A 15542-nucleotide genomic window follows, 5' to 3' on the forward strand; every position below is an offset into this window, starting at 1 on the left:
GGGACTAAAGATAGTAAAAAGTAGGAAGCGAAACTCTTTTAGCCAACAAACGCAATGAGCGTTATACGTTGTTGCCCACAGTATTTTTTCGTCAGTTTTGCATTTTCATTGGTTGTATTCCTACAATCTTGTTTTTATCATCGAAAATTACCTTAATCATTTCTTTTGGTGGACTGTTTTGGTCGTCATTGTATTTATATTGAAGCATTGCGAACGCTTTACCGTTCATAGCCATTTGAATTCCGCTGTATACCAATTCAAGTTCTCTGTCAAAATCAATTCCGAGATATTAGTGCTTTGAGTTGTTCGTCCGTCACTTGGTCAATTATCATTTCTGACAAGAAACTTTTAGATTTTGCTATATTCCCATTTTCTAACGATGCAATAAATTGTTTTATACTTCCTTTTAAGCTATCAATTCGCTTTTCAGTTAGTTCAGGCGTAATTTGTTCTACTTTTTTTGTGTTTCTTATGTAAAGTCGAATTCTATGAGTTGGTGAAGTTGTAACCATACCACGCTTTTCATAATAATTTGAAACATTAGCGTACATTTCGATTTCAGTACTGTCGTTTGGAAACCATTTTACATTTTTTTTCAAACCGCCTTTTATATCATCGTTGGCTATTCTTAAATCAGATAAATCGCCTTCTGAAACAGGTTCTCCATAAAGATTCGTAATCATCTTTTCTAATTCATTGAATTTACGAATAAGAGCCTTTTGATATTTCTTTGATTTTTTGTCATTCGTATTTGTTTTCAAAGTCAATAGACTTTCATCCCATTCATAAAGTATATGAGACATTGTACTGTCTTTTTTCTTGAAATAATAATGCCCAACTAAATCGGAAATAATCTTTTGTTCACGCTTAAATTTTATCGGTTGCGCATTTTCAGCAGAAATGTGGTTTCGGATATTAGGAATTTGTTCACTTCGTAAATTCCGCTCCATTTCAAGATATTCATCTAGTGTTGTATTGTGAATATCAAAATTAAATTCTTGTCCGTAAACAGCAATTCCGATTAATAAAAAACCAAGTGTTAAAGTCTGTCTCAAAGTTTTTTTCATATTGTGGGCAACGCCGCGCTATGTGAAGTCCGGCGAATTTTATGGAAATATAGTGAAAACCATCAACGATGATACGGTTAACTGACGGGTTTGGGGTATTGTGAACCGTGTCATCGTTCATCGATAAGGCCACATTGTGGCCGTCTATCGTGGTTTTCACGGTATTGGGAATTAAATTTGTCGACCAGATTACATATAGCGTCCTGATATGTCGAGTAGATAAGCCGTAGCGGCGGTATTTGCAAAGAGATCCCTTATCCTACGGCCAATGTAATCCGGCATAGCGCGGCGATGATGTCGACTGGCTTTTGGTGCGGTAATTGCGCCAGCAATGCGACAAAAGTACGCCGCAGGCGTATTCGACATCATCGGCTTCGGCTATGGCAAGTAGGGCGGTCGGGCGGCACCGGCCATTCCGCCAAGCCCTTAGCCGAATCTTTTGCGTTCGTATTTATCTTATCCATTATAAATACCGAATCCAAAAGATTCGGCGGTGTTAGAAAACACGCCCAGGCCAATGGAAATAGGACTTTATGCCCTATTTGCTATAGCCATTGTTGGGCGTAGTATTTTCAATATTCAAATTCATTTATATTAACTTCAAATTCTTTGAATGAGTCACACTTATTCCTGATTTTTTGTAAGTCTAAACGTTCAGACAATAAATCATTGTGCTTCGTGTTTAAATATATTTTTGATTTATTTGAGCATTGATATACAAAATCTTCTAATCTTTCTTTAGGCGAATCTACTGATTCAGGCTTACCCTTTATTTTCGGAACTCTACCAAGACCAAAGGTGTCTTTTATTCCTTCCGGGTCGCCTAAAAACCAACCTTCCAACTCTTCTACAGGAATGCATACAAATTTATTTTTCGCATTACTTGAATTAATTATTTGATTAAGTTCTTTTCTTAGAATATTTATATCATTTCTGTCTAAGTCGTGAACCAAAATAATTAAATCACATCCTTTTTTACTTAAAATGTTAGCATAACTGACAGCTTTCCTTTTCATTTTTCCGCAACCATTTCCAACTGCTTTTTTAAAGGTTAGATTATCTTTTTTTGTAATTCGGCTAATGATTATTTTAAAAGAATTAAAGTCACTATTATCTTCAACAATAAGACCAATTGCTTTGATTTTGGTTTTCTTTTTTTTACTCATAATCAAAACCTCCTTCTTTCCAATATTCTCCTAAATTCCCTTCACTTTCCAAATAATCCTTAAGTACTCTATATTCGTTTGCAGACATAGATTTTGAAATCGAACTTACCTTGGTGCCGACATCAAATTCCTTATGAACTAATAGTATATTTTCAGGGCTAAGCATATCGAGTACATAGTCGGAATGTGTACTAATAATAATTTGTTTATATCGAGATTGTTGAATTATTAACTGGAGTATACTACTCAATAAACCGTGATGTATACATACCTCCGGTTCTTCAATTAATAATAATTCATTTTTATCGTTTAAGATGTAAAATACTAGAGCTAATGTCTTGAATGTCCCTTCCGAAAGTTGATTGGGCGATAGTGTTAAACCATCAACTTTGACAGACGGGATAATTATACTCTTGGTATTTTCAATTTGTTGAATTTTACCTCCCGTTTTTACTTTATAAGAACTACTTGGAATGGTATGTTCTCTGAACTCAATATTTTCAATTAGACTTAAGCCATTTATCCCTACGGTATTTATAAATAGTTCAAAATTAGAATTAGAGCTTTTATAGGCTTTATAAAGGTCGAAAATGAACTGCTGGTGTATTCTATTCATTCTACCTCTATAACTTATCTTAAAATCGTCCAACTCAATGGAAATAGGGCATTTGCTTGGGTCGGAAAATTGGGTAGCACTGTAATAACTTAGGTTGGAAAGGCTACTCATTAGTCTGATGGGAAATTGGATTTTCTCAGACTGAAACTCTTTTGGTAGTTCATTTCTTCTAAAATGACGTTTAAAATTCACGTTCATTAATTCGTAAACTACATTGTCAATATTGTTCCATTTTCTTGGATTCTCTCCTTGGATTCTATATTTCGCTTCAGTATGATATATCTCATCTATATTTCTTTCATCAGTTTCATAATAAAATACTGCTCTGAAGAAAATAATCTTGTTTTCAAATTCAGTAACTAAATTTATCTGAGTACTTGCCAATTCCTCTTTACTATCATGAGAGAAGAATCTTCTATTTCTGTCCATTTTAGTGAATAGTTGTAGCGCATAAAGAATATTGCTTTTTCCTACACCATTAGCACCAATTAGGGCCATTAAATTCTGAACGAGGTCAAATCTGGTCTCAATACAAGACCTATAATTATTTATTTCAACTTCTAATATTCTCATTAATTGTGTTTTTCGATATTACGCCCAACGAGTTTGTATAACGCTTCGTTGCGTTTTATGTTCTTTTATTTTGGGTTGGGATTAAAGATAGTAAAAAGTAAGAAACGAAATTCTTTTTGTCAACAAACGCAATGAGTGTTATACGTTGTTGGCAATAGTTATTTTCTTATTCTTTGTTCTCTCGCATCGAAAATTAAACAAGTTATTGCAATAGCTCCTAATACTAAATATATAATCCAATGTGGTTCCTCCACGACAATACGATACAAATGTTGTTCAAAAGAGCCAAGTTCGTTCAATTCTATTTGTGCTGTAAAATCAAAAGCAGGTAAGATGATTAATGTTGAAAGTAATGACATTGTTGACCAAAATCCTCTATAAAATCTACGTTTTGGATTTAGTATTAAAACGAAAATAGTCACTCCAAATCCAATAATAACTTCGTCAATATATTACGGGTTTGATTGAATGATTTTATAAACTATAACTGAAATTAAACCAGATAGAACTGCAATTCCTTCCCAAGGTATTTCGTAACCAAATAAAAGCGTATTATCAGTTATCGTAACATACCGTCTTTTTTTATTAAATCCATCAATTGGTAGTCCGTTTTTTTTGAATTCGTCCTTTAAGCGTTTCGCTTCATCTTTGTCATATTTACTTATGAATGCTTGTATAGATGAGTATGCTTTTTTTGATGGTTCAGGAATTGTTACACCATATTTTAGTTTATAAAATTTTAGAGATTGCCAATGTTTGTTTATTGTCGTTGAAATAGATATGGCATCGTCTACTTTACTCTTAACTATATTACTGTTTGAGTCGAAAGATGTAGTACTATATTCATTAATAGACCTTGAAAAGATTCCAAAATAATCTACAGCTGATGTGTGTAAGTCATTTAACCTTTCTTGAACTTCGTTTTTAGTTATATCGTCGCTTTTGAGATAGGTTAATATATTTTTCGTTTGAAGACGAAATTCACTTCTAGCATCAGAAATTTCATCTTCAAAATCAGTAATGTTTTCTTTTTTCGCCAATTAACTTGGATTTTTAAGAGTGTCTATTATTTGGTCAATTAAATTGTTTATATCACTATTGTCATAAGATTCTTTAATTATGAATAACTCTTCTCCAGTAACAATTGTTACAATTTTTTGAAGAGAGGCAATTGTTCTTCCACTTTTTGGTAAAGCTTGAATTAATCTTCCAATTTTTGAAAATTCACTATCTGATAGCTGATAATCAGATAATCCAACAACTTTTTTAAATTTAATTTTTAATTCATTCATATTAGTTCGTTTTAATTATTGCCAACGTAGGAGTATAGATCATTAATGATCTATATATCTTATATATGCGGAACTAAGATAGGAGATCTTTGATGTTAGTGAAGGAAGTTTCGGCCACATGGGTATAAATCTCCGTTGTCTTGGTGGAACTGTGCCCCAAAAGCAACTGGATGTACCTTATATCCGTACCATCCTCCAAGAGATGGGTGGCAAAGCTATGTCTCAACATATGCGGGGTGACCTTCTTACGGATTCCCGCCCGAAGGGCCGCCATCGAGATAATCTTAAGGACACTCGATGCCGAATAGGCCTTTTGCCCCGGTCCTTCGAATAGGAAATTCTTGGGCCTGTACTCCTTATAATACGCCCTCAAGTCCTTCAATAGGGTAGGGCTTAGGACGGTCATCCTGTCCTTGTTGCCCTTGGCTCCCTTAATCGTGATCAACATACGTTTACTATCTATATCGGCCGGTCTAAGGTCCAGCAGCTCGCTCCTTCTCAAGCCGGCCGAATATAGTAGGGATACGATACATCTGTGCTTTAGATTATTGGTATTCCCTATGAGGTTTAGGACTTCCTCTTTGGAAAGGACTCTTGGCAATTGCTTTTGTTTTATGGGCCGTTCAATGTCATAGAATCGGTTGGGCATCCCCAGGACTACTTCATAATAGAACTTGATACTGTTCACCGCCTGATTGAGATAGGAGCTGGAACGTCCCTCCCTTGAAAGTTTTTGGAGATAGAGACGTATCTCGTTTTCAGTAATGGCATCCGGTCTTATCTCCCTGTAATGGTTTATGAAGGCCTCGAATTGGTGTACATAGGTCTTCACCGTATTCTCCGCATATCGCCTAAGTTCCAATTTGTCAAGATACTCGTCCGGGCATCTTTTAAAATCCTTTTGTAGTTTCCTTGTCCTGTACCAGGAAACGTTCTTTGGTCGATCCTCGTTCAGTTCCTGTCCGTTCTCAAAGAAATAGTTGCCATTGACCCATACCTCCCCTCGGAAGGTATTGAAGATAATACCAAGGTTCCTTTTGTTGTTGGGGATATGGTACATGCCGAATTCGTCGTTCCAGTATACTTCAGGTAATTTTTCGACCAATGCCTGTACCACCTTATCGGATTTGAACTGGAGCCCAATGTGTTTTTTACCACCTATCAATAGATGTCTGAGCGTTATGTTTCTGCCCTTGAACATGGTTTTTTTTTACCAATTTCACATATTTGTATGATTTAACCGTATTTTAACCGAATAATGTTCGCATAGACATTCGATTAATTTCCTGGGAAAACATGGATCAAAAAAACTGCCTATACTGTGGCGAGGCACTTAGGGGGAGGAGCGACAAGAAATATTGCAACCTGCACTGTAAGAGTGCCTATCAATACGAAAGGTCCAAAAACCTTCCCGAACGGTTCTTCGATAAGGTCGACAACCAATTGCGGTTGAACCGAAAGATCTTGAAGGAATTCAACAAGGGCGGTAAGGTGACGGTGAGGAAGGAGTTGTTGACGGACCTTGGTTTCAACGACCAATTCTCGACCCATGCTTGGAGAAACCAAAACGGGGATGTGTACCATTTTGTGTATGAATACGGTTATCTAAAAAGAATGGAAAACGGTAGGGAAAAATACGTTCTTATAATTTGGCAGGACTACATGGAAAAATAGATCAGCTCCGTGATTACTATTTAATCCCCCTGCGGGAGCCTTTGCCCTGTTTGTGAACGGACTGAGCCCCCTTGTTTCCATAGAAAGACCTGACCGGTCGAGGATCGTTAAGGACTTTCCTTCCCCTCCCCACAAAATATTGGAACAATGAAAGCATGTTATTCTAAAATTAACAAAGGCCAATTTTAGTTTGGCCTTTGTTCAACATGTTAATTCAACTTTAGGAACGATACGGTTGTTTATATTGGAATAGTGAAAGGAGAATTGCCAATCACAGATGTATCCGTGAGACGGATAGCAAGTTATGTTTTGCGGTCCCAAAACTGTCTACTTCTGCGAAGTGTAATTAAAAATATTATGTTGTTAGGGAGAAAAATAGATTTTATTATAGGTAAGACAGCAAATAATAATTAAAATTCAAAATCATACGACCTTACAAATAGATAAATTTTTAGGTTCATATAGATCTTTACAATTGTTGTACATATGTTGTACAGAAAAATAAAACCCAAGATCTATATCTTGGGTTTCCTTTTGTTTATTAGTAGCGAGAGAGGGACTTGAACCCTCGGCCTCCGGGTTATGAATCCGACGCTCTAACCAGCTGAGCTACCTCGCCATGGTAATTTTTGCGGCTGCAAATATAGAGTTAAATTTTTTCTTCTTCAAAAGAAGGAGGTTAAAAATATTAAGCTTCTTTTATTTTTTAATCATGTAGAAATATATATATTGGGCGCATAAAGATGATAGAATGAGCGACAAAATAAAATTTGAAGTAGAATACGTTATACAGTCTTCTCCCCAATTATTATATCAATACTTGGTTACTCCATCCGGACTTTCTGAGTGGTTTGCCGATAATGTAAATTCTAGGGGCGAGAAATATATATTTATCCGGGACGGAGCCGAAGAGGAGGCAAAATTGTTAAAAAGAAAATCGGATGAGTTTGTAAGATTTTCTTGGTCTGAAAGTGATGATGATTCTTATTTTGAAATGAAGATAATAGTAGACGAAATAACAAAGGATGTTTCTCTGTTCATAACCGATTTTGCTGAAGAAGATGAAGTGGATGAAGCCAAAATGTTATGGGAGAACCAAGTATCGGACTTAAAACAAGTACTTGGGTCAAAATAAAAATTATCAAGTAAACCGTATCTTTGGGCCTTTAATATAAAGGCCTTTTTTAATGGTAAATTTTAATGGAGATATAGACTCGAAAGACCATCATTTTTTTAACCAAAATAATCGGGGCTTTCGTTATGGAGACGCACTTTTTGAGACCATTAGGGTGGTAAATGGAAATATTTATTTTCTAGAAGAACATTATCTAAGACTCATGTCCTCCATGAGGATTTTACGAATGGAAATCCCCATGAACTTTACCATGGAGTTTTTCGAAGAGGAAATTAAAAAAACTATTAAGGCCAATAAAGATGCTCCCGCCCATAGAATTCGTTTCGTGGTATTTAGAAATGATGGTGGATTCTATACCCCCTCCACAAATGATATTTCCCATGTGGTGGAGGTAAATGAACTTAAGACTCCATTTTATGTTTTAGATGAAGCACCCTATGAAGTGGAACTTTTCAAGGACTTCTTTGTAAATAAGGATATGCTATCCAATCTAAAAACAAACAACCGAATACTTAATGTGGTTGCAGGGGTATATGCCAAGGAAAACGATTATCAAAATTGTTTTTTGCTGAACAATGAAAAATCGGTAGTAGAGGCAATTAATGGAAATATATTTGTGGTGTCAGGTAGTGCCATTAAAACGCCTCCATTAGAGGATGGTTGTTTGAATGGAATCATTAGGAAGAAGTTGATTTCAATGTTAAAGGACGATGTAGGCTTCAACTTAGTGGCAGAAAGTGTTTCCCCATTTGAACTTCAAAAAGCCGATGAAATTTTCATCACCAACACCATTAGTGGTATTATTCCAGTGACCAAATACCGAAAAAAACAATTCAATTCAGAAATTTCTAAAAAGCTTGTGGGCAGATTGAATACCTTGGCTCGATTAGCCCATTAATTCAGACTGGGATTTTCCGGAGCATTTGACCAAAGGAGGTAGTCGCCTCCAAGTTCCAGCATTTTTTCCTTCCAAAAAGCCCCTGAAGATTTCTGGATAATCTGACTCCGGTATTCATTTTTAACAACAATCCAAGACTTCGATAACAGCTCCTTATCCAATTGCAAGGATGACCACCCGTAATACCCCAAAAAGAAACGAATGTCATCCTCGGAAATTATATGGTTATTAATTAGGTCGACGGTTTTGTCAAAGTCACCTCCCCAATAAATTCCGTCAGATATTTCAACACTATTATCTATTAAATGGGGTACCTTATGGATAAAATAAAGATTGTCCTGTTCTACAGGACCTCCATTGTACACTTGAAAAGGTTTGGATATTTCGGTAACCAAGTCACTAATTTGGTATTCCAAGGGTTTGTTCAGGATAAAACCAACGGAACCTTCTTCATTGTGCTCCGCTAGTAGGATCACAGATCTATTAAATGAAACATCCCCGGTTAACGATGGTTCTGCAATTAATAACTTACCCTTATTTGGCTTCAAATGGACCATTTTTAAGCTACCTGTATGTATCTAAAATAAGACAATTCAAGTTAATTTTCCAAATGGACAATAAAAAAAGGCACTATAAAAGTGCCTTTTAATATGATAAACTTGCAAATATTTAGTTTACTGCATCGCTTAAGTCAGAACCTGCCTTAAACTTAACAACGTTTTTTGCAGCGATTTGGATTGTTTTACCAGTAGATGGGTTTCTACCTTCTCTTGCATTTCTTTTAGACACGGATCAAGATCCGAAACCAACTAGAGAAACTCTATCGCCCTTTTTAAGAGCACCTTCAACATTTCCTAAGAAAGACTCCAATGACTTTTTAGCCGCTGCTTTAGTGATGCCTGCGTCTGCTGCCATTGCATCGATCAATTCTGTTTTGTTCATAATGTGATTAAATTAATTGTTGTTAAATAATTTTAAACCTAGAACAAATTTATATGGATTTACGACCAACGCAAGTAAAACAGGGCTAAATCCCTTATTTTGTTGATAACTCAGCGGGTTTGTTGATAAAGTAGGGCTTTTTTTACGTTCTCAGCTAGCCCAATAGGGACGGGGGTTTAGCCAAGATGCGCATTTTTTGAGAGATGAAGCCCGTTTAGCAAATCGGAGATGCTCATCTTCCTCTTCCCTTGAACCTGTACTTCCAATAAATTTAGAAATCCATTTTTAACGGCTACTTTCATTTCTTTTTTGTCAAACACCAATGTTCCGTAATCCAAATTATGTTGAATCCTTTCTTTAGAAGTAGTATAAATCTTAAAGATTGTTTCCTCCTCACCATTCTTTAAAATACTCCATGCGGCGGGGTATGGACTCAGCCCCCTTATAAAATTATAAATCTCATCCAAAGGCCTTTCCCAGTTGATTTTACAGGTATCCCTATGTATTTTATATGCCACCTTTAAGTCACCGGCATTTGTCTGCAGGGTAGAATCCAAATTTCCCTCGGCTATCCTATCAAGCGTTTCCAGTACCGCTTCCGCGCCAAGTAAGAGTAATCTATCGTGTAGGGAGCCTGCATCCTCATCCGGAAGGATGTCAGTTTCCTTTTGCAGGATAACGGCACCCGTATCGATTTTTTCATCTATAAAAAAAGTGGTAACGCCAGTCTTTTTCTCTCCATTTATTATGGCCCAGTTGATAGGAGCCGCTCCTCTGTACTGTGGTAAAAGAGAGGCATGCAGATTAAAAGTTCCAAATTCGGCATTGACCGAGACTATCTCCGGCAACATTCGAAAGGCAACCACTACTTGGAGATTGGCATTTAAATCTTTCAAATCTTTTAAAAACCCATCGCTTTTTAGATTGGTTGGTTGTAAAATGGGTAAGCCCATATCCAAAGCATATTTTTTAACTGCTGATTCATTCACTTTCCTTCCTCTCCCTGCAGGCCTGTCCGGTGCTGTGATAACTCCCACCACCTTATATCTGCTTTTGATGATGGCATCCAATATTCCCACCGCAAAATCCGGAGTTCCCATAAAAACAATTCTTAATTCTTGCATTAGATAATTTTATATTCATTTTTGGAATTGAGGGCTATTTTCCCATCTTCCAAAAGCTCCTGTAATACTTTTAATAAAGTATCAGAACCACATTGTAACAAATGTAGCAATGTTCGGAGGATGCCTCCTGGGAATTCAGCAATTTGACAACCTGTTTTTTAACATAATCCAGTTCACTATCTTGATTGCTCTCGCCCAAACATATATCGCAAACTCCACAAGGTTTTACATCTTGTTCTCCAAAATACTTCAATAACTGCTTGCTTCTGCATTCCTTATCGTTATTAATATAGTTTAGAATTGCCGCTACCTGCGTTTGTTTTAACTCGTTCTGATTCTTTATATTTCTTGCAAACCTATTGATGGTTTGATCATCCTCCCTGGGTACCAAAAAAGTGATTTCCAAATCACTGTGGGAAGCATGGTATGCTATTATTTCGTCCCTTTCCAAAATTTCAAGAAATTCCAAAACCTTTTTCTCCGGATAGTTTATTTTCTTGGCCAAGCTAAAGGTGTTGATAACGGTATGGTTTTCAAAAATACCTCCGTACGTTCTTAATATTAATTTGACCAAATCGTCCATAAAGGAATTCCGATTCAAGTAATTCAAGAGATTTTCTTTTGAGCTTACAAATAAAATACTGGACATACGGTGAAAAGACTCCGACAAGGATATTACCGAATTTCTATCCAAGATTTTAAGAACATTGTAGGCGAGCATTGAATTAAGTTGGTAAGCTGAGCAGAATTCATTGAAGTTTAATCGGTACTTTTCATTACTTCCCTCTCCAAAGGCAATCTGGAAATAATTGTTTAGTTTATTATAAATGTATTTTACCATGGCAACGTCCGGCAGAACATTTAGAAATTGCTTTTTTACGAGTTCCTCGTCCGTTTTGTTGGTCAAGAGAATGGCTTTGGCCATGTCCCCATTTCTTCCAGCCCTACCTGCTTCCTGGAAATAATTTTCGATACAGTCTCGGAATTTGATAATGAATGACCAAGGAAACATCAGGTTTATCTATACCCATGCCAAAAGCATTGGTAGCTACCATAATTTTGATGTCATTTTGAAGCCATTTTTGCAATTTATCCTTTTTGTCCTTTTCGGGAATACCGCCATGATAAAAAGTACTGGGAATACCATTTTCGGATAGGAGCAAACTTAATTCCTCAGTAACCTTTCGTGAGCGGGTATAAACGATGCCGCTGGTTTTAAGTTGTTTGCAATAGTATAGTAATTGAAATCGTTTATCCTCATGAATATCGACCTGAAAAGAGATATTTTCTCTTGTAAATGACTGTTTTTCAATCAAGGGATTTAATAACTGCAACTGCCCAACAATATCAGCGACTACTCTTTTAGTGGCCGTTGCCGTCAATGCTATCATGGGAACTTCGGGATGTAGTTCCCGCATCACTTGGCACTTTAAATAGGCCGGACGAAAATCATGTCCCCATTGTGAGATACAATGCGCCTCATCTACGACCGTGAAAATTAACGTTCATCTCGGCGTATTCTATCCTGAATCAATTCTTGTTCTAGACGCTCAGGCGATAGATATAGAAATTTGTACCCACCATAAACACAATTGTCCAAAAGGTCGCCTACCTCCTCAAAATTTAGTCCCCCCGTAAGTCCAATAGCTTTGATTCCAAGATTTTTTAATTGGGAAACCTGGTTTTGAATCAATGAAATTAACGGTGAGATGACAATACAAATACCTTCCTTTGCCATGGCAGGAACTTGGAAGCAGATAGATTTCCCTCCTCCGGTAGGCAGGAGCGCCAAGACATCCCTACCGTTTAAAATAGCACGTATGATATTCTCCTGTGATCCCTTAAATTGAGGATATCCCCAATATTCTCTAAGGATTTTATGTGGTTCAAAATTCACCTAATTCCCAATTCTATTAAGAATAAAGTTCAGTCTTTCGGCTACGGTTCCAAATGGTACTTCATTAATTTTATAACCAAAGGAGCCATATGTTTCCTCTAGATGAACATGTAAGTCAACGGCTTGTGGATAGCTCTCCAATCGTTCGTTGTCCTGCTCATATATTTCCTCCCATGGGGGTAGAATGAATACTTCATCATAGCGATTGGCTTGGCAGACATTCTTAAAATCTTGATTATAGTCCTGTTTAAAATAATCCATATAGGCTAAGACATCCGGTATTCCACGATCATAAAAAATCAGTTCCTTTTTTATTTTTACGGCTTTATTAAACTGTTCCAGTCTTCCCATTATAAGAGACCGATTAAATGCTAGCGAATCGTCTACAAAATCAATTGGGTTGCTTAGAATTGCATTTGGCTCCTGATTTTTTTTTGCTTCCAAGGTCATTGTGCGGATAATTTCATGGAAACAGTAGTGCCCGGAATTTTCCAAGGATTTTATTACCGAAGTTTTCCCGGTGCCTGGGGCACCTGTTATCACAATTCTTTTGAAGTCCAATCGACACCTGTTTATCCATCAAAAATACGGAAACCATGGGTATTAAAAAACTAACCAAATCCCCGTATCTTTGTAAAAAAGGAAGTAATGTCGGAAAAGAATTCTGAAGAGTTTTATGGTAAATTGAAAGAGCAATTACTGGCTACCAGTTCTTGGCCCTCCAATTATCTATATAAATTCATAGTATTGTCAGATCAGGAAAAGATTAATGGTATTCATAAGATATTCGATAATATGGGAGCGGTAATTGAATCTAAAAAGTCGAAGAATGGAAAATATACCAGTGTATCGATTACCGTTAATTTAAAAGATCCAGATGAAGTCGTCGCCAAATACAAGGAAGTTGGGGCAATAGAAGGGGTAATCTCCCTGTAAAGAACCTTGGCGCATGCCTGTCAGGTTCTCATGATTTAACAAAGTATTCCCAATAACCATTGAAATTGATACTGGCCTCGGAGTTTTAATAATCTGGATTATCCGGTAAAATAGTATTTCACCTATAATTTTATTAATTTGCAGGCGTTAAAAGAATACTTCTTCAAACAATTTTAAGATAAATTTTCCAATTTGGATTTAGTAAATAACCTCGAATACAATACAGAGCGTCCCCAATTGATTATCCCTGAATATGGTAGGCATTTTCAAAAAATGGTGGACTATGCAGTAACAATAGAAGATCCTGCCGAGCGTAACCGTGTGGCAAAGTCCATTATAAGTGTTATGGGCAATTTACAACCCCACTTGAGGGATGTTCCGGATTTCCAACATAAATTATGGGACCAACTCTTTATTATGTCCGATTTTAAATTGGACGTAGAATCACCTTTTCCAATAACATCTAAGGAAATGCTGCAAAAGCGTCCGAGCCTTTGGATTATCCCCAAAATTATCCTAAATATAGATTTTATGGTAACAACATTAAGCGAATGATCGATGTTGCTGTTAAGTGGGAAAAGGGTGATAAGCGTTCGGATTAGAGTATGCCATCGCCAATCATATGAAAAAGTGTTACCTGAACTGGAACAAGGAAGTTGTGGATGATACCGCCATTTTCAACCATTTGTATGAGCTCAGCAATGGCGAGATAGATTTGGCTGCAAAAGGCGAAAATCTAACCGACAGTGGACAATTCTTGAAGAATAAGGTGGCCAAGTCTCCCAGATTCAATTCCGGTAAAAAGAATAGAAATAATAATCGCGGCAAAAAACGCTACTAAACTTCCATTTCCTAGATGGGAACATTCAAGATCGAAGGTGGACATTCACTCTCCGGTGAAATAACACCACAAGGTGCAAAAAATGAAGCATTGCAAATTTTGTGTGCAGTGCTCTTGACATCTGAAAAAGTTACCATACATAACATTCCTGACATTGTTGATGTAAATAAACTTATCTCTCTTTTAGAGGACCTAGGGGTCAAAATTCAAAAGAAGGGTAAAGGCTCTTACACTTTTAAAGCCGATGATATCAATTTGGACTACTTGCAGTCCGATCAGTTCAAACAGGATGGAAGGGGACTTAGGGGATCCATAATGTTGGTAGATCCTTTATTGGCTCGTTTTGGAAAAGGTTACATACCTAAGCCGGGTGGTGATAAAATAGGTAGAAGACGTTTGGACACTCATTTTGAAGGCTTTATTAAGTTAGGTGCCAAATTTAGATACAATAGGGAGGAATACTTTTATGGGGTAGAGGCCAAGGAGCTAAAAGGTACCTATATGTTGCTGGATGAGGCTTCAGTAACAGGTACGGCCAATATATTAATGGCCGCTGTACTCGCAAAAGGTCAAACCACTATTTACAATGCAGCTTGTGAGCCTTATTTGCAACAACTTTGTAAAATGCTCAATAGGATGGGCGCCAAAATTTACGGTGTCGGTTCCAATTTATTGGTAATCGATGGTGTAGAATCACTCGGTGGAACAGAGCATACTATGTTGCCCGATATGATTGAGATAGGTAGCTGGATCGGTCTCGGCCGCTATGACCAAAAGTGAACTGACAATTAAGAATGTTAGTTGGGACGATTTGGGTCAAATCCCAACAGTTTTTAGGAAGTTGGGTATTCAATTGGAACGCAGGGGCGATGATATTTACATTCCTGTACACAAGGATGGCTACGAAATTCAAAACTATATTGATGGGTCTATTTTGACAATTGCGGATGCTCCATGGCCAGGGTTGACTCCGGATTTATTAAGTATCATTCTTGTGGTAGCTACCCAGGCTAAAGGTGAATTGATTATTCATCAAAAAATGTTCGAGAGCCGATTGTTTTTTGTGGACAAACTCTTGGACATGGGCGCTAAAATCATTCTTTGCGACCCGCATCGTGCCGCAGTAATGGGCCATAATTTTAAATCGACCTTAAAAGCGACTACCATGACCTCACCAGATATACGAGCAGGAGTTTCTCTTCTAATAGCTGCCCTTTCTGCTAAAGGCACTTCGATTATCCACAATATTGAACAAATCGATAGGGGCTATGAGAATATTGACGTTAGGTTACGGGCTATTGGTGCAAAAATAGATAGGGTCTAGAGACTGAGATTTTACTTTTCAATGACAGTACCATCCGGATATTTGGCAAACCTTCCT

General features: G+C 37.0%; 16 protein-coding genes, 1 tRNA gene and 3 pseudogenes. 6 read left to right on the plus strand and 14 right to left on the minus strand.

Translation table 11 applies throughout. From position 1 onward, the window contains the following. Nucleotides 1-275: 275 nt before the first annotated feature. The 6 genes from NYZ99_RS08425 to xerA all read right to left on the minus strand — a co-directional run bounded on the left by NYZ99_RS08425 (nucleotide 276) and on the right by xerA (nucleotide 5915). Nucleotides 276-1055 (minus strand): hypothetical protein, encoded by a 780-nt coding sequence (locus NYZ99_RS08425; RefSeq protein WP_260574844.1) that lies wholly within the window; start codon nucleotides 1053-1055, stop codon nucleotides 276-278. 584 nt (nucleotides 1056-1639) lie between these two features. Continuing rightward, entirely contained in the window at nucleotides 1640-2233 is a 594-nt protein-coding gene (locus tag NYZ99_RS08430) for a DUF4276 family protein (RefSeq protein WP_260574845.1), read from the minus strand. Further along, the gene (locus NYZ99_RS08435) at nucleotides 2226-3422 is read right to left on the minus strand and encodes an AAA family ATPase (protein WP_260574846.1); all 1197 of its coding nucleotides are present in this window, start codon (nucleotides 3420-3422) and stop codon (nucleotides 2226-2228) included. The genes NYZ99_RS08430 and NYZ99_RS08435 overlap by 8 nt, the downstream gene beginning before the upstream one ends. 452 nt (nucleotides 3423-3874) lie before the next feature. Further along, nucleotides 3875-4462, minus strand: coding sequence for a hypothetical protein (locus NYZ99_RS08440; protein ID WP_260574847.1), 588 nt, complete (start codon nucleotides 4460-4462; stop codon nucleotides 3875-3877). Then, entirely contained in the window at nucleotides 4463-4714 is a 252-nt protein-coding gene (locus NYZ99_RS08445; RefSeq protein WP_260574848.1) for a hypothetical protein, read from the minus strand. Nucleotides 4715-4787: 73 nt separating this feature from the next. Beyond that, on the minus strand, nucleotides 4788-5915 hold the full coding sequence (xerA, locus tag NYZ99_RS08450) for a site-specific tyrosine recombinase/integron integrase (protein ID WP_260574850.1): 1128 nt from the start codon (nucleotides 5913-5915) through the stop codon (nucleotides 4788-4790). 95 nt (nucleotides 5916-6010) lie between these two features. Between xerA and NYZ99_RS08455 the strand changes: the two genes are divergently transcribed. Further along, on the plus strand, nucleotides 6011-6388 hold the full coding sequence (locus NYZ99_RS08455) for a hypothetical protein (RefSeq protein WP_260574851.1): 378 nt from the start codon (nucleotides 6011-6013) through the stop codon (nucleotides 6386-6388). 545 nt (nucleotides 6389-6933) lie between these two features. Here NYZ99_RS08455 and NYZ99_RS08460 read toward each other — a convergent pair. Further along, nucleotides 6934-7007: transfer RNA gene (locus tag NYZ99_RS08460), tRNA-Met, on the minus strand. A 132-nt stretch (nucleotides 7008-7139) separates the two neighbouring features. Here NYZ99_RS08460 and NYZ99_RS08465 point away from each other — a divergent pair. Both NYZ99_RS08465 and NYZ99_RS08470 read left to right on the plus strand, forming a co-directional pair. Continuing rightward, nucleotides 7140-7523: an START-like domain-containing protein gene (locus NYZ99_RS08465; protein ID WP_260574852.1), complete on the plus strand. Its 384-nt coding sequence runs from the start codon at nucleotides 7140-7142 to the stop codon at nucleotides 7521-7523. Nucleotides 7524-7575: 52 nt separating this feature from the next. Beyond that, a complete protein-coding gene (locus tag NYZ99_RS08470) occupies nucleotides 7576-8421 on the plus strand; it encodes an aminotransferase class IV (protein ID WP_260574854.1) in 846 nt (281 codons plus the stop codon). On the opposite strand, the gene NYZ99_RS08475 is transcribed toward NYZ99_RS08470, so the two are convergent. The 7 genes and pseudogenes from NYZ99_RS08475 to NYZ99_RS08505 form a co-directional block, all read right to left on the minus strand. Next, a complete protein-coding gene (locus NYZ99_RS08475) occupies nucleotides 8418-8978 on the minus strand; it encodes a YqgE/AlgH family protein (RefSeq protein ID WP_260574858.1) in 561 nt (186 codons plus the stop codon). The genes NYZ99_RS08470 and NYZ99_RS08475 overlap by 4 nt on opposite strands. A gap of 112 nt (nucleotides 8979-9090) precedes the next feature. Continuing rightward, nucleotides 9091-9363 (minus strand): annotated as a pseudogene (locus NYZ99_RS08480) (HU family DNA-binding protein). A 176-nt stretch (nucleotides 9364-9539) separates the two neighbouring features. Further along, nucleotides 9540-10487 (minus strand): methionyl-tRNA formyltransferase, encoded by a 948-nt coding sequence (gene fmt, locus NYZ99_RS08485; RefSeq protein ID WP_260574860.1) that lies wholly within the window; start codon nucleotides 10485-10487, stop codon nucleotides 9540-9542. Nucleotides 10488-10557: 70 nt separating this feature from the next. After that, complete coding sequence (locus tag NYZ99_RS08490; protein WP_260574861.1) at nucleotides 10558-11412, minus strand: RecQ family zinc-binding domain-containing protein; 855 nt, start codon at nucleotides 11410-11412, stop codon at nucleotides 10558-10560. A gap of 19 nt (nucleotides 11413-11431) precedes the next feature. Then, the gene (locus NYZ99_RS08495) at nucleotides 11432-11905 is read right to left on the minus strand and encodes a helicase-related protein (protein WP_260574862.1); all 474 of its coding nucleotides are present in this window, start codon (nucleotides 11903-11905) and stop codon (nucleotides 11432-11434) included. 80 nt (nucleotides 11906-11985) lie between these two features. Next, on the minus strand, nucleotides 11986-12384 hold the full coding sequence (locus NYZ99_RS08500) for a DEAD/DEAH box helicase (RefSeq protein WP_260574863.1): 399 nt from the start codon (nucleotides 12382-12384) through the stop codon (nucleotides 11986-11988). Then, complete coding sequence (locus NYZ99_RS08505; protein WP_260574864.1) at nucleotides 12385-12945, minus strand: AAA family ATPase; 561 nt, start codon at nucleotides 12943-12945, stop codon at nucleotides 12385-12387. A gap of 87 nt (nucleotides 12946-13032) precedes the next feature. Here NYZ99_RS08505 and NYZ99_RS08510 point away from each other — a divergent pair, with 87 nt between their 5' ends. The 3 genes and pseudogenes from NYZ99_RS08510 to murA all read left to right on the plus strand — a co-directional run bounded on the left by NYZ99_RS08510 (nucleotide 13033) and on the right by murA (nucleotide 15485). Further along, nucleotides 13033-13320, plus strand: a complete 288-nt coding sequence (locus NYZ99_RS08510; protein ID WP_260574865.1) for a DUF493 domain-containing protein — start codon at nucleotides 13033-13035, stop codon at nucleotides 13318-13320. A gap of 192 nt (nucleotides 13321-13512) precedes the next feature. After that, nucleotides 13513-14161, plus strand: a pseudogene (locus NYZ99_RS08515) (DUF4290 domain-containing protein). A gap of 15 nt (nucleotides 14162-14176) precedes the next feature. Further along, nucleotides 14177-15485: pseudogene (murA, locus tag NYZ99_RS08520) on the plus strand (UDP-N-acetylglucosamine 1-carboxyvinyltransferase). Nucleotides 15486-15542 lie beyond the last annotated feature (57 nt).

The sequence above is a fragment of the Maribacter litopenaei genome (assembly GCF_025244665.1).
Taxonomy (GTDB): domain Bacteria; phylum Bacteroidota; class Bacteroidia; order Flavobacteriales; family Flavobacteriaceae; genus Maribacter; species Maribacter litopenaei.